Origin of the sequence: Hymenobacter translucens (assembly GCF_020685205.1) — a bacterium.
In the GTDB taxonomy this organism is placed as follows: domain Bacteria; phylum Bacteroidota; class Bacteroidia; order Cytophagales; family Hymenobacteraceae; genus Hymenobacter; species Hymenobacter translucens.
In genome coordinates this window covers 60462-80873 of record NZ_JAJERB010000008.1, presented here as the reverse complement: position 1 = coordinate 80873, position 20412 = coordinate 60462, and the positions used below count along the sequence as shown (strand labels likewise).

At 62.2% G+C, this 20412-nt stretch carries 16 protein-coding genes; 4 read left to right on the top strand and 12 right to left on the bottom strand.

Annotated elements, in window-relative coordinates; genetic code table 11:
- The first annotated feature begins 69 nt into the window (after positions 1 to 69).
- Entirely contained in the window at positions 70 to 1251 is a 1182-nt protein-coding gene (locus LJY25_RS16740; RefSeq protein ID WP_227609593.1) for an endonuclease/exonuclease/phosphatase family protein, read from the top strand.
- Between the two features lie 192 nt (positions 1252 to 1443).
- On the opposite strand, the gene dnaK is transcribed toward LJY25_RS16740, so the two are convergent.
- Positions 1444 to 3381: a molecular chaperone DnaK gene (dnaK, locus tag LJY25_RS16735; RefSeq protein ID WP_227609591.1), complete on the bottom strand. Its 1938-nt coding sequence runs from the start codon at positions 3379 to 3381 to the stop codon at positions 1444 to 1446.
- Between the two features lie 278 nt (positions 3382 to 3659).
- Between dnaK and LJY25_RS16730 the strand changes: the two genes are divergently transcribed.
- Positions 3660 to 4448 (top strand): ATP-grasp domain-containing protein, encoded by a 789-nt coding sequence (locus LJY25_RS16730; RefSeq protein ID WP_227609589.1) that lies wholly within the window; start codon positions 3660 to 3662, stop codon positions 4446 to 4448.
- On the opposite strand, the gene LJY25_RS16725 is transcribed toward LJY25_RS16730, so the two are convergent.
- The 8 genes from LJY25_RS16725 to LJY25_RS16690 all read right to left on the bottom strand — a co-directional run bounded on the left by LJY25_RS16725 (position 4445) and on the right by LJY25_RS16690 (position 12553).
- Positions 4445 to 5383, bottom strand: a complete 939-nt coding sequence (locus LJY25_RS16725; protein WP_227609587.1) for an alpha/beta hydrolase — start codon at positions 5381 to 5383, stop codon at positions 4445 to 4447. The two genes, LJY25_RS16730 and LJY25_RS16725, sit on opposite strands and share 4 nt — an antisense overlap.
- Positions 5380 to 6249, bottom strand: a complete 870-nt coding sequence (locus LJY25_RS16720; RefSeq protein ID WP_227609585.1) for a pseudouridine synthase — start codon at positions 6247 to 6249, stop codon at positions 5380 to 5382. Before LJY25_RS16720 ends, LJY25_RS16725 begins: the two co-directional genes overlap by 4 nt.
- Before the next feature lie 55 nt (positions 6250 to 6304).
- The gene (locus LJY25_RS16715) at positions 6305 to 6748 is read right to left on the bottom strand and encodes a hypothetical protein (RefSeq protein WP_227609583.1); all 444 of its coding nucleotides are present in this window, start codon (positions 6746 to 6748) and stop codon (positions 6305 to 6307) included.
- A gap of 146 nt (positions 6749 to 6894) precedes the next feature.
- Positions 6895 to 8967, bottom strand: a complete 2073-nt coding sequence (locus tag LJY25_RS16710) for a VWA domain-containing protein (RefSeq protein WP_227609581.1) — start codon at positions 8965 to 8967, stop codon at positions 6895 to 6897.
- Positions 8968 to 9217: 250 nt separating this feature from the next.
- Positions 9218 to 9865, bottom strand: coding sequence for a YiiX family permuted papain-like enzyme (locus tag LJY25_RS16705; protein WP_227609580.1), 648 nt, complete (start codon positions 9863 to 9865; stop codon positions 9218 to 9220).
- 202 nt (positions 9866 to 10067) lie between these two features.
- Positions 10068 to 10817 carry a 3-oxoacyl-[acyl-carrier-protein] reductase gene (gene fabG, locus LJY25_RS16700; RefSeq protein ID WP_227609578.1) on the bottom strand — a complete coding sequence of 250 codons (750 nt, stop codon included), beginning with the start codon at positions 10815 to 10817 and terminating at the stop codon, positions 10068 to 10070.
- A gap of 142 nt (positions 10818 to 10959) precedes the next feature.
- Positions 10960 to 11730: a tetratricopeptide repeat protein gene (locus LJY25_RS16695; RefSeq protein WP_227609576.1), complete on the bottom strand. Its 771-nt coding sequence runs from the start codon at positions 11728 to 11730 to the stop codon at positions 10960 to 10962.
- Between the two features lie 178 nt (positions 11731 to 11908).
- Positions 11909 to 12553, bottom strand: a complete 645-nt coding sequence (locus LJY25_RS16690) for a tetratricopeptide repeat protein (RefSeq protein WP_227609574.1) — start codon at positions 12551 to 12553, stop codon at positions 11909 to 11911.
- A gap of 262 nt (positions 12554 to 12815) precedes the next feature.
- Here LJY25_RS16690 and lpdA point away from each other — a divergent pair, with 262 nt between their 5' ends.
- Positions 12816 to 14210 carry a dihydrolipoyl dehydrogenase gene (gene lpdA / locus LJY25_RS16685; protein ID WP_227609573.1) on the top strand — a complete coding sequence of 465 codons (1395 nt, stop codon included), beginning with the start codon at positions 12816 to 12818 and terminating at the stop codon, positions 14208 to 14210.
- A 66-nt stretch (positions 14211 to 14276) separates the two neighbouring features.
- Here the strand turns inward: lpdA and LJY25_RS16680 are convergent, their stop codons facing one another.
- Positions 14277 to 15050: a hypothetical protein gene (locus LJY25_RS16680; protein WP_227609571.1), complete on the bottom strand. Its 774-nt coding sequence runs from the start codon at positions 15048 to 15050 to the stop codon at positions 14277 to 14279.
- A gap of 313 nt (positions 15051 to 15363) precedes the next feature.
- A complete protein-coding gene (locus LJY25_RS16675) occupies positions 15364 to 18204 on the bottom strand; it encodes a TonB-dependent receptor (RefSeq protein ID WP_227609569.1) in 2841 nt (946 codons plus the stop codon).
- A 271-nt stretch (positions 18205 to 18475) separates the two neighbouring features.
- Between LJY25_RS16675 and LJY25_RS16670 the strand changes: the two genes are divergently transcribed.
- Positions 18476 to 18913 carry a CHRD domain-containing protein gene (locus LJY25_RS16670; protein WP_227609568.1) on the top strand — a complete coding sequence of 146 codons (438 nt, stop codon included), beginning with the start codon at positions 18476 to 18478 and terminating at the stop codon, positions 18911 to 18913.
- Positions 18914 to 19389: 476 nt separating this feature from the next.
- On the opposite strand, the gene LJY25_RS16665 is transcribed toward LJY25_RS16670, so the two are convergent.
- On the bottom strand, positions 19390 to 20325 hold the full coding sequence (locus LJY25_RS16665) for a DMT family transporter (protein WP_227609566.1): 936 nt from the start codon (positions 20323 to 20325) through the stop codon (positions 19390 to 19392).
- Between the last annotated feature and the right edge of the window lie 87 nt (positions 20326 to 20412).

Here is a 20412-nt window from a genome sequence, read left to right as displayed (position 1 = left end):
TTGTTTTTCGTCTGGTCTCCGCATCTTCCGCTCTGCTTTCCCACCACCCTTCCCACATCGTTCCCGCGAGTGCCCAGCTCCTTACCAGATATTCTCCTGCAAATTCTCGGCGGCTTGGTGGCCGTGCTGGGCGGCGCCGCCGTGATAGGCACGCTGCTGCCGTTGTGGCGCAAGGAAGCGTGGTGGATCCGCATCTTCGACTTTCCCCGCCTGCAGATCGTCGGGCTGGCCGTGCTTACTCTGCTGGGCGGCTTGCTGCTGCACTTCTGGGATGAGGGCGGCTGGCCGGGCCACGCCTGGATGGTGCTGGTGGCTCTGTGCGCCGTCTATCAGTTCTACCGCATTGCGCCCTACACCCCGCTGATGCGCAAGCAGGTGCTCGACAGCACCCGCCCGAAAACGGACCGCCGCCGTCACCTGAGCATGGTGGTAACCAACGTGCTGATGTACAACCGCGAGTCGGGCCGCTGCCTCAAGGTTATCGAGGACTGCAACCCCGACCTGATCCTGGCCGTCGAAACCGACCAGTGGTGGCTCGACGAGCTCAAAGGGCTGGAGAAAACGCACCCGTACACGGCCTACGCCCCGCTGCCCAACACCTACGGCCTGCTGTTCTTTTCCCGGCTGCCCCTGCGCGACCCGCAGATCCGGTTTCTGCTCGACGACGATGTGCCGTCTTTCCACGGCTACGTTCAGCTCCCGGAAGGCGGACCCGAGGTGCGCGTGCACTGCCTGCACCCCAAGCCCCCGGCCCCGGCAGAAAGCAAAACCACCACCCGCCGCGACGCTGAGCTGCTGCTCGTGGGCCGGGAGATTCAAAGCCACGACGGTCCTACCATCGTGGCCGGTGACATGAACGACGTGGCCTGGTCGCATACTTCCGAGCTGTTTCGCCGTCTAACCCGGCTGCTTGACCCCCGCATCGGGCGGGGCTTGCTGCCCACGTTCCACGCCGACTACCCCTGGCTGGGCTGGCCGCTCGACCACGTGTTTCACTCGGCCCACTTCAAGGTGGCCGCCATCGAGCGGCTGCCCCACATCGGCTCCGACCACTTCCCGATTTATCTGCAGCTCAGCTACGAGCCCCACGACAAAGCCGAGCAGGAGGCCCAGGCCGAGGAGCCCGATGAGTCTGACCACGAGGAAGCCGCCGAGAAAATCCGGATGGGCTTTGAGGAAGAGGATGAGGAGGAAGAAGACGAAGCCGAGGCCGCCCGCAAAGGAGAGCCCCGAACTCTGCCCTCCACGTAAGCTTTCGGCACGGGCCTCGCTCCGGTTCGTGCCGGCTGATACGGCCCCGCACTCCCAGGCCCGGTCCTGCACCGGCGGCCGTTTCCGTTTAAGCATAGGGCCCACCAGGACAGCAAACAAAAAAAGGCCCGAAGCAGATGCTCCGGGCCTTTTTAGTGGTCATGAAACGGCGCTCAGCGCCGCCGGGAAGGTTTACTTGTTGCCAACCTCTTCGTAGTCGACGTCGGTCACGTTGTCGTGGCCGGCACCCTGACCGTTGCTGCCGGGCTGGCCGTCGCCGCCGGGGTAGCCGTTGGGCTGGGGCTGACCTTCGCCGCCCTGGGTAGCGTTGTACATCTCGGTCGAGGCGGTCTGCCAGGCGGCGTTGATGGCCGTCATGGCGGTGTCGATGGCGGCGAGGTCCTTGCTTTCGTGCGCTTTGCGCAGGTCAGCCAGGGCACCTTCGATGGCGGTTTTGTTGCCGCCGCTCAGCTTGTCGCCGTACTCGCTCAACTGCTTCTCAGTCTGGAAGATCATCGAGTCGGCCTGGTTGATCTTCTCGATGCGCTCCTTTTCCTGCTTGTCAGCCTCTTCGTTGGCTTTGGCTTCGTTGCGCATCCGCTCGATGTCGGCGTCGGTGAGGCCCGACGAGGCTTCGATGCGAATCTTCTGCTCTTTGCCGGTGCCTTTGTCCTTGGCCGACACGTGCAGGATACCGTTGGCGTCGATGTCGAAGGTTACTTCGATCTGCGGAACGCCGCGGGGAGCCGGGGGAATCGAGTCGAGGTGGAAGCGGCCGATGGTGCGGTTCTGGCTGGCCAGCGGACGCTCGCCCTGCAGTACGTGGATCTCCACCGAAGGCTGGTTGTCGGAAGCCGTGGAGAAGGTCTCGGACTTCTTGGTCGGGATGGTGGTGTTGCTCTCGATGAGCTTGGTCATCACGCCGCCCATGGTCTCGATGCCCAGCGAAAGCGGAGTCACGTCGAGCAGGAGCACGTCCTTTACCTCACCGGTCAGTACACCGCCCTGGATGGCGGCGCCGATGGCTACCACCTCGTCGGGGTTAACGCCCTTCGAAGGCTTCTTGCCGAAGAACTTCTCAACTTCTTCCTGGATGCGCGGAATGCGGGTCGAGCCACCCACGAGGATTACCTCGTCGATGTCCGATGTGCTCAGGCCGGCGTCCTGGAGAGCCTTTTTGCAGGGCTCCATCGAGCGGCGCACGAGCGAGTCGGCGAGCTGCTCAAACTTGGCGCGGCTCAGCTTCACCACCAGGTGCTTGGGGCCCGAGGCGGTGGCCGTCACGTAGGGCAGGTTGATTTCCGTCTCGGTCGAGCTGGACAGCTCCACCTTGGCTTTCTCGGAAGCTTCCTTGAGGCGCTGCAGGGCCATGGGGTCCTTGCGCAGGTCGAGGCCTTCGTTCTCAGAAGAGAATGTCTCGGCCAGGAAGTTGATGATTACCTGATCGAAGTCGTCGCCGCCAAGGTGGGTGTCACCGTTGGTGCTCAGTACTTCAAACACGCCGTCGCCCAGCTCCAGGATGGAGATATCGAAGGTGCCACCGCCGAGGTCGTACACGGCAATCTTTTGATCCTTATGCTTTTTGTCGAGGCCGTAGGCCAGTGCGGCGGCCGTGGGCTCGTTGATGATGCGCTTCACGTCGAGGCCCGCAATGGCACCGGCTTCCTTGGTAGCCTGGCGCTGGGCGTCGTTGAAGTAAGCCGGCACCGTAATAACGGCTTCGGTTACGGTCGTACCCAGATAGTCCTCCGCGGTCTGCTTCATCTTCTGAAGCACCATGGCCGAAATTTCCTGGGGCGTGTACTGCCGGTCACCGATTTTCACGGCTACGGTGTTGTTAGAGCCTTTCTCGAGCTGGTAGCTGATGTGCTTCGACTCCTCGGTTACTTCCGAGAAGCTGCGGCCCATAAAGCGCTTAATCGACTGCAGGGTGTTCTGGGGGTTGGTAATGGCCTGCCGCTTGGCGGGGTCACCCACTTTCCGCTCACCCTTGCCGTTGTCGAGGAAGGCGACAATCGAAGGAGTCGTCCGGCGGCCTTCGCTGTTCGGAATTACGACCGGCTCGTTGCCTTCCATCACGGCCACGCACGAGTTGGTGGTGCCGAGGTCAATACCGATTATTTTGCCCATGTCGAATGGTTATGGTTAGGTTGGAGTGTCAGATTCTAGGTGCGAATAACTCGCGGCAGGAGGATTACAAGACGCGTACCAGCCCCGGAATCCCGGGTTTTTGGTGACAGATTGTCACCGGTAGCCGGTTTGTACCCGCGTTATGCGACGCGCTGGCCTGAATTGTTTCAGCAAACAGGACTTTTCCTGACAAGCGTGCAGAAGTCGCCTCGTGTCGTACTTTGAGCGGAAAGCAGGTGTGCACTTCTTGCCCATCCACCTTACTGACCTGAACGCTGATGCTTAACCTTATTCTGCCAAGCCTGCCGTACCAGCGGGTCGTCGACCCTATGTGGGAAGAGGAGATGGACGTAGCCCGGCGAAAGGGCCACACCGTTTGCCTGTTTGATGCTGATCAGCAAAAGCTTTACCAGCGGCCCCGATCCGAGCAGCCGACGCTCTATCGGGGCTGGATGCTGACGCCGCCGGAATACGAAGCCCTGGCCTTGCTGACCCCTTTGCTTGTTTCCAAAACCATGTACCAGGCTTCTCACCAAGCCAACGGCTGGTACGGGCAGATTCAGGATTTTACGCCAAAAAGCCAGCTCCTGACGGCTCGGGAAGGAGAGACGTACGTGCGCAACACGCTGCTGCACGACCGGTGCTTTGTAAAAGGAGTCAGCAAATCCTTCGGCGCCAGCTCGGTAGTTGCTTCGCCTGAGCAGTATGCAGCCCTGGTGGGTAAAGAGGGCATTGGTCCCGATGACCTACTGCTCTTCCGGGAGTTTGTCGTGTTGTCCGATAAGCCCGAGCGGCGCTTCTTTGCTGTGCGCAACGAGGCTTTTGGTGCCGGACGAGCATCGTTCCCGGACTCGCTGAAGCCGGCATTGGCGGCGTTGCAGGAGCGGTGGTTTTACACGATCGATGTAGCCTATACCAAAACCGGAAAGCCGATTATAATCGAGGTAGGTGACGGACAGGTTTCCGATACGAAGGAGTGGAGCGTAGCCGAACTGTACGAGGTAGCTATACCGCGCCTGATAGAGACCTATTTAAAGGCAGCCCCAGGTAGTTCACCGGCATTCTAACCGACCGGGGACTCCAAAAACCCCGCAATCCGGCTTTCCCACAGCTGCCGGTGCTTCCACCAGTACGGCTCATGGCCCGACCCGGGGAAATCCTGGCGCTGCTTCGGGCCGGCCAGGCTGGTGAAGATAGCGTCGGTTTCGGCCCGGGTTACGCGCGGGTCGGCGGCGCCCCAGAAGAGCAGGGTAGGCGTCTGGACGCGGGCGGCGTAGCGGGTAGCGTCCAGGTCGAACGGCCAGAAATTGTTTTGCACCCCGCCCCAGAACACCAGCAGATTGGCCATCGGAAAGGTAGGGACCTGCATCGAGCGGAACCGGCTCTGGGCGGTTTCCAGCATGCTGCCGTAGGGGCATTCCAGGATGTTGGCGGCGGGCTTCGCCCCGAGTTCGGCTTCGGCCCGGAGCGTGGCCACGGCGCCCATCGAGTTGGCGTAGATAATGACCGGGCCGGGCCGGCGGCCAAGCCAGCGCGTGACGGCCACAACGTCGGCCGCTTCGTGGTGGCCCACGGTGCACACGTTGCCGGAGGAGCCGCCGTTGCCGGCGAAGTCGGTGAGCAGCACGCTGTAGCCGAGCCGGCGGAAGTAGGCTGCCTCGGTCAGCAGCTTGCTTTTAGAGGAGGTGTAGCCGTGAAAAAGCGCCACGGTGCCCCGCGGGTGAGGCACCGGGCCATACCAGGCTTCCAGCGTGCCGTTGGGGCTCGGCAGATGAACGGTAACGAACGGAAATTGCGGCTCCGTGCTGTTGACGGGCTTCGGGTTTTTGATGCCGGTAACCAGCACCGCCGCTTTCTGCAGCGCCGTCAGCTGCTCAGGGTTGTCGGTGTGCGTGCCGGTAGCGTTGATGAAGTGGGTAAACCGCCAGGCGTGGAAAAAGGCCACGGCGTTCATGCCCGCAAAAACCAGCAGGAGCCCTGTCAGCCACCATTTCAGCTTCACGACCGGCCCCCGCTGCGGCTGCCACTGCCCGGGCGACCACCGGCTCCAGGCTTGCGGCCCGCTCCACCGCGGGGGGCAGCCGCGCCACCAGCCGGCCGCGACGGACCAGCCCCATTGGCCCGGGCCGAGCTGGCTGCCCGGGCGGCCGCAGGCTTACCACCGGCGGGCTTGTCGGCAGTGGGTCGGGCGGTGTCCGGCTTGCCAGCGGCTGGCCGCGAGCCGGTGAACTTCGCTCCCGGCTTGGGGCCGGCGGCAGCTTTCGGCGTCACGCTGCGCTGGTCGGGCATCTTGCTGGACGAGTACGCCGCTTTGAGCTTGGCGGCTTCCTCGCTGGTAAGGTCGCGCCACTGCCCGGGAGCCAGCCCGTCGATGCGCAGGAAGGCAATCTGCACCCGCACCAGGCGCAGGGTGGGGAAGCCCACGGCGGCCGTCATCTTGCGCACCTGCCGGTTCATGCCCTGAGAAATCGTGATTTCCAGCCAGGAAGTGGGAATGTTGGCCCGGAACCGGATGGGCTTGGCCCGTTCCCAGATGGCCGGGGGCTCGGGCAGCAGCCGGGCTTCGGCCGGGGCCGTGAAGCTGGTTTTGATGTCGACGCCGCGCCGCAGCTGAGCCAGGGCTTCCTCGGTCGGCTCACCCTCTACCTGCACCCAGTACGTTTTCGGCACCTTGTAGCGGGGCTCGGAAAGGCGGTGCTGCAGGGGCTTGTCGTCGGTGAGCAGCACCAGGCCCTCACTGTCGTAGTCGAGCCGGCCGACAGGGTAGATTTTCGGAACGGCCACGAAGTCCTTGAGCGTGGCGCGCCCGTTTTCGTCGGTGAACTGGGTCAGGACTTCGAAGGGCTTGTTGACGAGGACGTAGCGCATGGGCAGAGAGTTAAGATCGGTGGTCCGGCGGAGCGCCGCCGACCGGGTGAATACGTTATTTGGCGCCGCGCAGCTTAGCCAGACGGGCTTTGCGGGCAGCTTCGGGCACGAGCTGTACTACTTCCCCTTTCGGCGACACGACGAATTCAGCGCTGTCGCGGGTGGTGCGCCCACGGCCGTAGCTGGTTTGCTCCTCGTAGGCGTGAAAGACGTGCGTGCCGATGCGCCTGGCAGGGTCCGGGGCGGCCGGCAGCATGGGGGATACCCGCGTACCGGGGTTTTCCAGGGCAGACAGCTCAATCAGGCTGTTGGCATACGAAACCGAGTCCTGGGCGGTATACGGACGCGTCACGAAGCGGCCGGCCCGGTAATATTTCGGGTCGCCCATCCGGCCCTGGATATGCTCCGTCACCAGCTGCTCAGCCAGCTGCTCCGGCGACTTCTGGCATCCCGTCAGTAGGGCCTGTGAAGCGAACAGAATAAAGAAAAGGCGTTTCATGGACGAAGAAGCACAGTTGGGGCCGCAAGTTCGCGAAAGAAAGGCAGCAGGCCGTGATGTGCACTGCAAAGCGACGGGTTTCACGGGCACTGGTCCTGCGCTACCGTGCAAAAAATAAGACGAGGCGGACCACTCCGGCCCGAAACTCAGATACTACCCGAATACTTGCGCGTGGCCCACTCGGCAGTGACCAGGGCCAGCAGTAAGAAGAACAGCCATTTCAGGTTAATCAGGTCCTTCAGGTCTTCCTGGGTGCTGATGACGGGCTTGTAGCCGGCGCTGCGGATGTCGCGGGTGAGCTGGTCGAACTGGCTGGGGTAGTAGAGGCGGGAGCCGGAGCGCCCGGAAAGCTGGGCGAGCAGGTTGTGGTCGGCGCGGGCCTCCAGGGCTTCGAGCTGCTGCTCCTGCACCAGTACCTCGCCCCGGTCGGTCTGGGGCTGACCGTTCAGCGTCGCGCGGGCCTCGTAGCGGTACAGCCCACCGGGCAAAGCACCCAGGTGCAGGGCAGAGTTGTCTTCGGAGTTGGTGAAGCTGAACTGCCGGGCCTTGTTCTGCTCATCGGTGAGCGTGAGGGCAATGGTCTGTCCGTAGGTGCGCTCAAAGATGGCGTTGTAGGTTTCGGCCGCGAAGGTCACGTCGTCGGCGCTGGTGAAGGCATCCTGGGTGGGATACACGTCGAGGCGCTTCTTGTTGGCATTCTGGGTGAGCAGCTGCAGGGTGCGGCCCACGAGCCGGTCGTAGGCGTCGGGGCGGTCCTGGTTTTCGGCCGCTTCCTGCAGGCGCCAGAGCCAGCTGCCTTCGGTGGTCAGGGTAGCCTGGCGCTGCTCGGCCGAGCCGCCGAAGACCAGCAGGGGCTTGGTGGTTTTCACCCGGCCCACCTGCTGGAACAGCGCCACCTCGGCGTTGCCGCTCACCCGAAAGTCGCCGAACGGCACCGGGGCGGGCGGGTAGGCGGCAAAGCGACGGGCGGCGTCATCTTCAAACGTGAAGCGGGAAAAGGAGGCGTTGAGCACGGGCAGCACCTCATCGGTCTGCTGGCCCCGGGGCGTGATGGTCAGGCCGGTGCCCAGGCCGTTGTAGGCGTTCAGGTCCGACTGGGACCCGATAATATAGAGCGCGGGCACCCGGCGGCTTTTCACCTGGGCCAGTACCTCGGCGCCTTCGCCGGTGCGGGCCGGCAGCTGATGGAGAATGGCAACGTCGAAGTCCTGGGCCTTAAGCGGGGAGATGCCGGGCAGGTAAAACGACAGATCGAAATTGTCGTTCTGCAGGATAGCGGCGCGCAGGGCTTTCAGGTCGGGGTGGGGAGCCGCCGCGGCCAGCAGCACCCGCAGCTTGCCCTTCACTACTTCCAGGTAGGCGGCTTTACTGTTGTTGAGGGGCGTAAACTCGCCGGGCTGCACTGGAATTGCCACTTCGTAGCGGCGCTTACCGGGAGCTGGGGCCGTGAGCAGGAAGGTGGTCTTGGTGCGGCGCCGGCCCGCCGGCAGCGGCACGCGCTTCGAGTCGAGCACCCGGCCGTTTTCGCGCAGCTGCACGGTAATGGCCGAGCCGGCAAACCCTTCATAGCTGATTTCCGCCTCAATGGGAAACCGGTTGCCGCTGAAAGCAATGCGGTTGTAGTTGAGCGCCGTTACGCTCAAATCCTTCTTGGGAACGGTGTCGCCTACGGCCACCGTGTAGATAGGAAAGCGGTAGTCGGCGTAGGCCGGGGAGCGGCCCTGATTCACGATGCCGTCGGACACGAGCACCACCCCGGCCAGGTTGCGGCCCTCGTAGCCTTCCTGCACCCCGCCGAGCAGCGCGTCGAGGTCGGTGGCGGCGGCTTTGAACTGCAGGGAGTCGGGCCGGGTGGGGCGGGCGGTGGCGTCCAGGGTGCGGGTTTCAACCCGGAAGCCCTGGCTGCGGAGCGTCTGGCCCAGCTGCTGCAAACCCGCGGTGGCCTGGCTCAGCACCGCCGGGGGCGTAAACAGTCCCACCGACTGGGAGTTGTCGACCGCCAGCACGACGGTGGGCTGTTCGGTGGTGTTGGTGCTGGTTTTCAGGAATGGGGAAAGCAGCAGAAACGCCAGGAAGCTCACCACCACGAAGCGCAGCACCGCCAGGCCATAGTTCAGGGCTTTGCTCCAGGGCGCCCGGGCCGAGTACAGCAGCGCGGCATAGCCGGCGCCGGCCAGAAGACAAAGCAGGATAAGCCAGGGAGAAGCGGTAGTAAACAAAGGATGCTGAAACGTAATGGAGCACTAAGAACTCCGGAGCAAGCCAAACAGTTGCGCGCGGCCGGCCCCGAAGGGCAGCGCAGTGGCGAAGGTAGGAAGTTGCGGGCGGGGTTACGCGTGGAGGCTGCAAGATTAACCACTGCCCAATGCTACCAACCAAAGCTGGCGAATGGCCGGGCTTGACACAAAAAGGCCTGACACAAATCTTTTTTGTGTCAGGCCTTTTTGTGTCAGCCAGCGTCTGCTTGGCTTAGCGCACCGTTACCAGCTCCCTGCTTTCCAGCATCCGGACCGGGGAAATCACCTTTTCATTCAGCGGAATCTGCTTGCCGTACCGCTCCCGCAGCTTGGCCTGCACGGCGGGGTGGCTCAGGTCGAATTCCCTTAACGTCTGAAGCTGCCCGATTTCGCGGCCGGTGGCCTGCCGGTACATCTTCCACAAGAGCTCCGAGCAGTAAATCCGCTCGTCCGACCAGCCAAAGTACAGGTCGTAGCCTTTGCCGCGGTACTTTTCCCCGGCAGCCCGCAGGCGGCGCAGGGCGGCGGGCGTCAGCCCGGTTGGCGCGTCGCGCAGGCGTTTCACCACAAACGTTCCATCCTTGCCCCGGGCCACCCAGGAAGCCAGGGAGGTTTCGCTCACCGGCTGCACCGCCTCAAATACCCGCCACTCGTTGCCGCGCCGGAACAGGATGCCGCAGTGGCTGTAGGCCGAGTGCGTCGCCAGCTGAATGGCCTGGCTTTGAGCCGACCGGGAAGTCTGAAAAATCAGGTCCCCGTCGTGCAGGCGCGGCCCTATTTCAGCTATTGCCGCAGCTGCCTGTCTGCTTTGCTGAAAATGGCTCAGCCGGCGCGAGAGCCGCGGGTACGCAAGAGCGGCCAGCAGGAGCAGAGGTATCAAAAACAGAAGAATGCGCCTGGGCATAGTAGAGGGTATTACGCAAAAACGTCTGTCATCCTGCGCCTGCGAAGGACCTCGTTACACCAGAACGACAAGCGTAACAACGCCCTTGTTCTGACAGGATAAGGTCCTCCGCAAGGCGCAGGATGACAGACGAAAAAAGCTTGCAGCCTGCAGCTTACGGCTTGCCGCTAAATAAAGCCTAGGTCAGCATGCCGCCATCGACCTGCAGCACCTGCCCGGTGATATAGGCCGACTCGTCGGAGGCCAGGAAGGCGGTGGCTTTGGCTACGTCGAGCGGGGTGCCGCCGCGCTTGAGCGGAATAGCCTTGCGCCACTCGTCGACCTGCTTGGGGTCGAGGGCGTCGGTCATTTCGGTTTCGATAAAGCCGGGCGCAATGGCGTTGCAGCGGATGTTGCGCGAGCCCAGCTCCAGGGCCACCGACTTGGTGAAGCCGATGATGCCGGCCTTGGAGGCGGCGTAGTTGCTCTGGCCCGCGTTGCCCTTGATGCCCACGACCGAGGTCATGTTGATGATGCTGCCGATTTTGGCGCGCATCATCACCTTGGTGGCGGCCTTGGTCAGGTTGAACACCGATTTCAGGTTTACGGCCAGCACCTGGTCCCACTGCTGTTCGCTCATGCGCATCAGCAGCCCGTCCTGGGTGATGCCGGCGTTGTTGACCAGAATATCCAGGCGGCCGAACTCAGCTACCACGTCGTCGACCAGCTTTTCGGCCTGGGCGTAGTCGGAGGCGTCGGAGCGGAAGCCCCGCACCTTGGTGCCGTGCGCTGAGAGCTCCTGTTCGAGCTGCTGGCCCTTCTCCACGCTGGAGAGGTAGGTGAAGGCCACGTTGGCCCCGAGCTGGGCAAAATATACCGCAATGGCGCGGCCGATTCCTTTGGAGGCACCCGTAATCAGGGCCGTTTTTCCGTCAAGCATTTTCGTCATGAAGGCGAAGGTAAGTGCCGGCCGTACAGATTCCGCGTCCTGGTCCTGATTTCCCCTTTCGCGCCCGTCCGCCGTGCCCGGATCAACCAAAAAAGCCGCCCGGTGAAGGCGGCTTTTCAAAGTAGTCCGGCAAGGGGGGCGGTTAGTCTTTCAGGTAGCGGCGCATGCTCTTGGCGGCTTCGGGGTTCAGGGCAGTAGCCTTTTCCAGGTCGGCGCGGGCCTGCTTGGGCTTGTTTATCGAGGCGTAGCAGATGCCCCGGTACTCGTAGGCATCGGCATAAACGCTATCGAGGGCAATGGCCTTGTTGAAGTCCGTAATGGCGGGGCCGAAAGAAGCCAGCTCCATCTTGGCCACGGCCCGGCCGAAATAGGCTTCCTTGTCCTCGGGCTTGTAGCGCAGGCTCTTGGAGAAGTCGGCCACGGCGGGCGTGTATTCCCGCAGGCGGATGCGGGCCAGGCCCCGGTTGTAGTAGGCTTCCGCATTCGTGGGCTTGTAGCGCAGGGCCACCGTGTAGTCGTTTACGGCTTCGCGGTAGTTTTTCAGCTGGGTGTGGGCTTTGGCGCGGGAAATCAGCGCATCCACATTGCGGGGCGAGACTTTGATAGCGGCATCGGCGGCCTTAATCTCGGCTTTCAGATCGGCATTGGTAATCTTGCGGGCCGCTACGGCCGGAGCCGAAGGAGCCAGGGCCACGTCGGGCGTGGTGGCAGCGGAGGCCGAAGTCGTCAGGGCCGACGAAGCGGAATCAGCAGGGGTAGAGGCCGGAGTAGCCGAGGCCGGGGTGGCGGCAGTGGAGGGAGCAGCGGAGGTTACCGGCACGCGGGCGCTGGTCGTTTCCCGGTCGGTGGTGGCGCACTGCGTGGTAAGCAGCAGGCCGGCCAAAGACAGAACTGGAAGTATGACTTTTTTCATGGGTTCAGAGAAGAAAAAGGCAGATATAAATTATTGAAAGACAAGCAGCCATAGGGTAAGCTCAGCGGTCTGCTTTCGTCTCAGGCCGTGTACCTTCGAAGGCAGGGTATAGGTTGCGTTTTTCAAAAAAAAACCTCTGCCCGGGCAGGCAGAGGCTGACTATATACCCAAGTGCCGGCTAGCGCAGGCCATAGCGCCGCAGCGACTTGGCCGCGTCGGGGTTGAGCTGCACCGCCATGGCCATCTGCTGCCGGGCTTCTTCTTCTTTGCCCAGCTCCGAGTAGCAGATGGCCCGGTACTCGTACGCCTCCGCGCATTGGGCATCCATGTTTACTACCCGGTTAAGGTCGGGCAGGGCGCCGCGGTAGTTTTCGGTTTGCATCCGGGCCAGACCCCGGGCCAGCACCGCGTTCTTATGCTCGGGGTTGTACCGCAGCACCTTGTTGAAGTCACTGATGGCGGGGGTGGCGTTGCCGGCCCGCAGCTGAGCCAGGCCGCGCTGGTAGTACAGCTCCGCGTTGGCCGGCTGTTTCCGAAGCAGGGTGGTCAAATCCAGGATGGCCTCGTCGTAGTTGCGCAGCTGAAGCATGGCCTGGGCCCGGATCTGAAGCGAGGACTCGTCGTACCGATTCTGGGCCAGGGCCGCGTTGGCCATCCGGATCCGGGCCTTGCATTCGCTGCGGCTGAGAGCCTGGGCAGCCGGGGCGTCAACGGTTTCCCCGCAGGCAGTGGGCAGGGCTTCGGACTGGGCGTGGGCCGAGCCGAAAACTAGAAAGCCGGAAAGGGCTAATGCGCCCAAACGGAACAGAATGGAGGTGTTCATAGCACGGGAAACTAGGGTGGAGCAAACCAGAGAGAAACGCTTAGCGGCAGGTTCTGCGGTGTCCGGTGGTTTCGGAACGCCTGGCCCGATGCGGGCTCCGGGAAGGATGGTAAGATGAATTCCGTAGCTATCTTTACCCCGCCTTCGCCGGCAGGGCCGGCGGCGGTCAGCAAATCCGGTTCTCTAATCCTGAAGGAAGCAGCTTCCCCGTTTATAGGAGGAAGTTAATAAATTCCTTTTAAAACCACAAATAAAACTTTGTATGGCATCACAATACGACGTTGTCGTCATCGGTAGCGGCCCCGGCGGCTACGTAGCAGCAATCCGCGCTTCCCAGCTGGGCCTGAAAGTCGGCGTCGTAGAGCGCGAGTCGCTGGGCGGCATCTGCCTGAACTGGGGCTGCATCCCCACCAAGGCACTGCTCAAGAGCGCGCAGGTGTTCGAGTACCTCAAGCACCCCCAGGAGTACGGCCTCACGGTCGACAACGCGGGCTTCGACTTCGGCGCCGTTATCAAACGCAGCCGGGGCGTGGCCGAGGGCATGAGCAAGGGCATCAACTTCCTGTTCAAAAAGAATAAGATCGACGCCATCATGGGCACCGGCAAGCTGCTGGCTCCCGGCAAGATCGAGCTGACCAAGGCTGACGGCGGCAAGGACACCATCGAAGCCAAGCACATCATCCTGGCCACCGGCGCCCGCTCCCGCGAGCTGCCCGCCCTGCCCATCGATGGCAAGAAAATCATCGGCTACCGCCAGGCCATGGTGCTGCCCGAGCTGCCCAAGCGCATGGTGGTGGTGGGTTCCGGCGCCATCGGCGTCGAGTTTGCCTACTTCTACCGCACCATGGGTACCGAGGTGACGGTAGTGGAATACCTGCCCCGCATTGTGCCCGTGGAGGACGAGGAGGTGTCGCGGCAGATGGAGAAGTCGTTCAAGAAAATCGGGGTGGAGGTGCTCACCAGCGCCGAAGTCACCAAGGTGGATACCAGCGGCACCGGCTGCTCCGTAACGGTGAAAACCGCCAAGGGCGAGCAGCAGATTGCCTGCGACGTGGTGCTGAGCGCCGCCGGCGTCGTCACCAACATTGAAAACCTGGGCCTGGAAGAGCTGGGCATCAAGGTGGAGCGGGGCCGCGTGCTGGTCGATGAGGTGTACCAGACCAACGTGCCCGGCATCTACGCCATCGGCGACATCGTACCCGGTCCGGCCCTGGCCCACGTGGCTTCGGCCGAGGGCATCATCTGCGTGGAGGCCATTGCCGGTCATCACCCCGAGCCCCTCAACTACCAGAACATTCCCGGCTGCACCTACGCCTCCCCGGAAATTGCCTCGGTGGGCCTCACCGAAAAGGAAGCCCGCGACCAGGGCCTCGACATTCTGGTGGGCAAATTCCCCTTCTCGGCGTCGGGCAAGGCCAGCGCCGCCGGCGTAAAGGACGGCTTCGTGAAAGTTATCTTCGACGCCAAGTACGGCGAGTGGCTGGGCGCCCACATGATCGGGGCCAACGTGACTGAAATGATTGCCGAGGTAGTGGTAGCGCGCAAGCTCGAAACTACCGGCCACGAAATCATCAAGTCGGTGCATCCGCACCCCACCATGAGCGAAGCCATTATGGAAGCTGCCGCCGCGGCCTACGGGGAAGTAATTCACCTGTAAGCCTGACGCACAGTGGCGAATAAAAGAGGCCCGGCTGGATAAGCCGGGCCTCTTTTGTGTTGGCAGCTACTTCACGAGCGCGTAAAACGGCTGCTTCCGGATGATAGCGCGAACCCGGGTCGGCGAAAGCGTGTCGGAGGTGAAGACGGGCAGACCCAGCGCGGCCCCGAAGACGGTGACGCGCCACTGGTCGCTTTCCGGCGACTGATCGGGCAGCCGGTGCAGGGTCTGGCTGCTGGCCTCCAACGCCTGCCGGGTGGCCTCGCGGCCGTACTGCCGGCGGCACAGCTCGACGTAGCGCAGCTGAATCCGGGAGTTATCGGCCTCCACGTTGGCCAGAAACGGGGCCAGCACGGTCCGGGCCTCGGTAAGGCGGCCCAGCCGATCATAGGCGTGAGAAACCAGCAGCGTCACGTTGACGTTGGCCGCGAAGTAGTCGTTGGCGTCCGAGAAGCCCCCGTTCTCGAAGCCGGACTTGCGCTGCAGCCAGTCGTTCTGGTAAAAGTTAATGGCCGCCTGGTAGCAGTTCACGGCCGTGGACTGGTCGCCCGCTTTATCAGCCAGAATGCCCTGCCGGTTGAGGCGAACCAGCTCGGCGGGCGTGTTCACCGGGAAGCTGTACTGGAGATAGGTGAAGATGCCGGTTTCCACCACGGTGGTATCGAGCCGGCTGTTGACCACCAGCACGCTGTCGTTGCGCTTAATTACCGTGTCGGCCAGGTAGTACAGCGTTTCGAGCGAGCCGCAGTTGCTGCACTCCGGGAATTGAGGCTTCGATTCGGTCGAAGTGCAGGCGGCGAGGCAGCAGCCAATCAGAAAAAAGGGCAGCGGTACGTTCATGCGGCAAGTAAGCCATTGGCCGTCACCTTCGTGGCCGGGCTGTTGTAGTGCAGGGCAACTTTACCTGGGAGCTGCCGCTGCGGCCCCGGCTATGCGCAGGCAGGAGAAGTTACATCCGTCAATCGTCTGCGGAGCCAGGAACCTGATGAAGCCGGAGCGGGGCTTTTTCAACGACATCGTGTTCAAGCAAGCCTGCTAATACAAAAAAGCCTCCCACAACAAGTGAGAGGCTTTTTTGTATTAGCAGGCGTGAGCGTTGTCAGTCAACGCAGCATGCGCGGTGCGCAAAGCCATTAGCCATTAGCCCGATGCGCTACAGCCCGAAGCTGTACACCGCCTTGAGGTATACGAATGCTCCGTTGTAGCCCATCTGCACCGGGGCATAGGCGTACACGTCGCGGTTGGTGGGAAACGGGGAGGCAAAGCCGAAGCGGTTCTGGAAGTAGCGCTCAAACTCGGCCCGGCTGGGGAAGCTGCCGGGCGCTACGCCGTTGGTAGCCGCCTCATCCACGGTGTTGGGCTTCACATTTAGGATGTTCTGGGCGCCCAGGGTCAGGTTCAGACCTTTCGTGGGTGCGTAGCTCAGCATCAGGTCGGTGCTGACGCGGGGCTTGAACACCAGCAGGTAGCCGCCGAAGTCGTACACGGTGGGGTCGGGGGCCACGTCGTAGTAGCTTACCTGGCCGAAGTAGGTGTTGCGCATGCCCACGCCCAGCTTGCCCCGGGTGTAGTTCAAACCCAGCAGGATCTTGCTCGACGGGTTGCCCGTTTCAATCAGGGAAAGCTGGCGGGGGTCGATGTAGTTGGTCGTGGGGTTGTCGTCTTCCTGCAGCGTGCGGAAGTTGGCCGGCACGTTCTGACGCAGGGTGGTGGTCTTGGTAAAGTTGGCCGCGGCATTCACCGTGAACTGCCCTTTGCCGACGGCGCGCCGGTAGTTGGCAACAAGGTCCAGGCCCTGGGTACGGGTGTCGAGCAGGTTGGTGAAGAACTGGGCCTCGTTTACCCGGTTGTTGGCCAGCGTCTGCGTCAGCTCAGGACCAATACCCGAGCCCGGGCGCAGCAGGCCCGAGAGGGTAATCCGGTCGTTGATGTTGATCAGGTAGGTGTCGGCCGTCAGCGAAAGCTCGGAAGTGGGCGTCAGAACAATACCGGCGCTGTAGCTGGTCGACTTTTCGGGCGTCAGCACCGGCACCAGGGCGGCGCGGGTCAGCTCGTCCTGGTTGTTGAAGATACCCGCGTAGGTGACGCCCGTCACGCCGGGGCGCTGGGTGATCTGACGGTACAGTACCTGCTGCAGCGACGGAGCGCGGAAGCCGGTGTTGAAGGCGCCGCGCAACGCCAGGAACTTGGTGGCCTGCAGCCGGGTCGTAGCCTTGTAGATAAAGGCCGAGCCGAAGGTGGAGTAGTTCTCGTAGCGCAGCGCGCCGCTCACCGACCAGCTTTTGGTTACGTCGGCTTCCACGTCGAGGAAGGCGCCGACGTTGGTGCGGGTGCCCACAACGGCCGAAGCCGAGCCGAAGCCGCTGAAGCCCTGCGCCCCCTGCTGGGAGTTGGGTTTGCCTTCGTCGTATTCCGCCTCGGCCCGCTCGTCGCCGCGGACGATCTGGTAGCGGTCCAGCCGGAACTCCCCGCCAAAGGCGACGTTGGTACCGGCCAGCACCTTGTCGAAAAACCGGCTGGCGGTGGCGTTGGTCACGTTCTGCAGGAAGTTGAATCCTCCGGCATTATCGAACACCGTCGGCGACGAGGCCCCGAGCGAGGAATTCACCGTGTTGGCCAGGTCGTAGGTCATCTGGTTGTAGCCGGTGGTGTTGCTCAGATCCAGGGTCCACTTGCTTGGGCCGCTGTTGAGCTGCACGCCCACTGTGCCGGCCGCGTCGTGAATACGGGTGTTGACCTGGGGCTCGTAGCCCAGGGGGAACAGCTCCTCCACGATGTCAGGTCTCTGCTTGGCGGGCAGCACCCACAGCGTGGAGGCCTGGCCCCGGCGGAAGTTATAGCCCCCGAAGCCGTAGAAAGCCACCCGGTCGGAATACTCCACGCGGGCGTTGACCAGCCCGCGCACGTTGCGCACCCGGGCGTCGCCGTTGCGCTGCTCGTAGTCCTGGTAGGTGCGGCCTACGGAATCAAGTCGGAACTGCTCTTTCGCCGGGTTATTGAGGGCGAAGACCGGGGAGACCAGCGGGTTGCGGTTGTAGCCCCGGGTGGTCCGGTCCCGGAAGTCAGCGTCGGCGGTCAGGTTCAGAAAGCCCTTCTGACCCAGGCGGAAGCCTTTGTTGACCCCGACCAGGGTAGCCAAGCCGTCGCCCTCGGTCGTGATGCCGGTGTTGACGAGGGCGCTGCCCGCGTTGTTGTCGCTTTTCAGGCTGATGTTCATCACGCCGGCAATGGCATCGGAGCCGTACTGGGCGGCAGCTCCGTCGCGCAGTACTTCCACCCGCTCCACGCCCAGGCTGGGCAGCGTGTTCAGGTCGGTGCCTACGCTGCCCAGGCCGCGGTTGCTGAGCAGGTTTACCAGGGCCGTGGTGTGGCGGCGCTTGCCGTTCACGAGCACCAGCATCTGGTCGGTGCCCAGGCCGCGCAGGTTGGAAGGGTCCACGTGGTCGGAGCCCCCGGCCGCCGTTTGCCGGGTCGAGTTGAAGGCCGGCACCGTATAGTGCAGCAGCTGGGTCAGGTCGGTTTGGGGAACAGTCCGCACCAGGTCGCTGATGCTGACCACGTCAACCGGTACGGCCGACTCCAGAGCGGTCCGGTCGTCGCGGCGGGTACCTACGGCCACTGTTTCGGGGTTCAGGGCGACGGTGAGAGGAGTAGCGCGACCTTCCTGCAGGAACACGTTGGTAATTGTCTGGGGCCGGAAGCCGGGCTGCTGGATCTGCACCAGGTAGGGCCCGCCGGCGCTGAGGCCCGTCAGCGTAAAAGTGCCCTGCTCGTTGCTGGTCGTGGATTTCCGGGCTCCGGTGGCCAGCAAAATGATGGTGACCGCGCTGTTCGGCTGGGCCACGCCCTGGGCCGATGAAATCTGCCCGGTGAGGCTGGCCGAAGCCGAAGCCGTGGGGGAAGCCGCCGGAGCTTGCGCCTGCGCGGCAGTGGAAATCAGGCCAACGCCCAGCGTGGTGCTGAGCAGCAGGAGCCCCAGAGTAGAGTTAGTCATGTAACGGTGTGGTCAGAAGCAAGCGGTGATGAATTCAGGAATAGGCCAGGCTATGGCTCGGGACGGAGTAATACAGCGGTATTCCTTTTGGCTGTCCGGGTGAGACCTTTAATGGAATAGCTCCGGTGAAAAGTCAGAAACCAGTAATTTGTTTAGCGCTGGTTTGATAAATTATTTATTAAAAAAAATATCAGATTTTTTTCACCCGACGAAAAACCTTTCAACCAGATGAAAGTTATCGACCCACATCATTCACCTTTTTTTCTGCCTAATGAAAAGTATTTACCTGTCCCTGTTTGTTCTGCTGTTCGGTGCGCTTACCGCCTGTGAGGATGAGCCCGAAACCCCTTCGCTGATCAACACCAACGCCAACCTGACGGCGACCATCAACGGGGCCCAGCAGGTCCCGGTGAATCCTTCCACGGCTACCGGCTCCTTCACCGGAACGTACACGGCCTCCAGCCGTCAGCTGGCTTACACCGTGACCTACACGGGCATCACACCTTCGAACGCCCACATCCATACCGGCACCCCAGGCAACAATGGCTCGGTGGCTATTCCCTTCGCATCCCTGGCCTCGCCCATCACCGGAACCGTCACGCTGACGGATGAGCAGGCCCAGAATCTGCTCAGCAATGGCATGTACGTGAACATACACTCGACGAACTCTCCGAACGGAGAAATCCGCGGGAACATCACCAAGCGCTAGCCAACGGTACCGGCCCAGCGGCACTCGCCAGCCTGAGCGGTATTGCCTTATTGCAAACAAGCCACAAAGAAGCGGCTCCCTACCTCAGGTGGGGAGCCGCATTTTCGTCCTGCCTATTCCACTGTTGGTCGGTTGATTCTTTTAGTTGGGCGAGACTAACTTTATATATATGGGAAAACAAATTAGAATTTTTAATCGACTTTATTTCTCGGTTTAATATCAAATTATGGAATGATAATTTATGCAGAATTGGACTGTTGATTTATCGATCAAATTAAACAGAGATTAAAAAACTCATTGCTGAATTAATTGGCTTTGCATTAATAATGAAAACCGTGTGCGGAGTAGTAGTAGCACTGGCAAAAACATAAATTCTGGCGGTTGTGGAAGCCGATGCGCCTATTTGCCTCCGGACCGATTTCCCGGTCAGCATCGGGCACGGGACCGGACTCTGTTCCTGCTGAGCTGTCTGCTGTTTACCGCAGCGGCTCCCCGGGTGGCACCGCGTCGGCGCTGACGGCCTGCTTCGGCTTGCGGCTTACCAGCCAGACCCCCGTGAAGATCAGCAGGGCCTGTCCGGCCCGGATCCAGGTGAAGTGGTCTTTGCCCAGACTCACGGCAATAATGACAGCCAGCACCGGTTGCAGGTAGATGTAGACGCCCAGCAGGGCAGGGGAGGCATACTTGAGCGCCCAGTTGTTGAGCAGGTAAGCCATAATCGTGAGGCACACGACCATGTACACCACTTCGGCCCAGATGTAGGGCGGAAACGAAGCGTAGTCGGTTGCCAGGGCGTCGCGCCAGCCGAAGGGCACCGCCACAAACGCCCCCACCAGAAAGATGCGGGCCAGCACCGTGAACGGGTGGTACTTGCGCATGAGCGGGGTCACAATCACCAGATACACGCCAAAGGCGGTGGCATTAAGCAGAATAAAGATATTGCCCAGCGTGACGTTGGAGGCCGCGGTCGGCCCCGAATGCCGGCCCAGAATAATGGTGGCGGCCCCTACCGCGCCCACGACGATGCCCAGCACCCGGGTCAGCGTGATTTTCTCGCCCAGCAGCACGGCCGAGGCCAGCACCACCACGATGGGAGCAATGGTCTGCAGCAGGGAGGCATTGATGGGCGTGGTATAGTTCAGGCCCGAAAAAAACAGCAGCTGGTTGCCCCCGATGCCGATAATCCCGCACAGGATGGCCCGCAGGTTGTCGGCCCGGCCGGTGAGGCGGTCGTGGGGCGCCACAAGGCGGCTGACCACGGCAAAGAACAGCGCCGCACCCACGATGCGCAGCGTCACGATGCCGAACGGGCCCATGTAGTGGGGCATCACGTCCTTCGACAAGCTGTAGTTGGCCGCGTAGATTAAGGAAACCAGCAGCAGCGCGGCATGGACTTGCAGAGTTTTACTCATTGGGGCGAAGGTAGTGGGGTCGGCTTTAGCTTTGCTGACTTTTGCGGCTGGTTGCCGTATCAACCGGTTTGGCTGAAAGTTGATTGC

Bases quoted from the DNA above. Each gene is read 5' to 3' on its own strand.
- lpdA (WP_227609573.1), top strand. From the start codon at position 12,816: ATGGCATCACAATACGACGTTGTCGTCATCGGTAGCGGCCCCGGCGGC.
- LJY25_RS16675 (WP_227609569.1), bottom strand. From the start codon at position 18,204: ATGACTAACTCTACTCTGGGGCTCCTGCTGCTCAGCACCACGCTGGGC.
- LJY25_RS16665 (WP_227609566.1), bottom strand. From the start codon at position 20,325: ATGAGTAAAACTCTGCAAGTCCATGCCGCGCTGCTGCTGGTTTCCTTA.
- LJY25_RS16680 (WP_227609571.1), bottom strand. From the start codon at position 15,050: ATGAACGTACCGCTGCCCTTTTTTCTGATTGGCTGCTGCCTCGCCGCC.
- LJY25_RS16695 (WP_227609576.1), bottom strand. From the start codon at position 11,730: ATGAAAAAAGTCATACTTCCAGTTCTGTCTTTGGCCGGCCTGCTGCTT.
- LJY25_RS16690 (WP_227609574.1), bottom strand. From the start codon at position 12,553: ATGAACACCTCCATTCTGTTCCGTTTGGGCGCATTAGCCCTTTCCGGC.
- LJY25_RS16730 (WP_227609589.1), top strand. From the start codon at position 3,660: ATGCTTAACCTTATTCTGCCAAGCCTGCCGTACCAGCGGGTCGTCGAC.
- LJY25_RS16720 (WP_227609585.1), bottom strand. From the start codon at position 6,249: ATGCGCTACGTCCTCGTCAACAAGCCCTTCGAAGTCCTGACCCAGTTC.
- LJY25_RS16670 (WP_227609568.1), top strand. From the start codon at position 18,476: ATGAAAAGTATTTACCTGTCCCTGTTTGTTCTGCTGTTCGGTGCGCTT.
- dnaK (WP_227609591.1), bottom strand. From the start codon at position 3,381: ATGGGCAAAATAATCGGTATTGACCTCGGCACCACCAACTCGTGCGTG.
- LJY25_RS16715 (WP_227609583.1), bottom strand. From the start codon at position 6,748: ATGAAACGCCTTTTCTTTATTCTGTTCGCTTCACAGGCCCTACTGACG.
- fabG (WP_227609578.1), bottom strand. From the start codon at position 10,817: ATGACGAAAATGCTTGACGGAAAAACGGCCCTGATTACGGGTGCCTCC.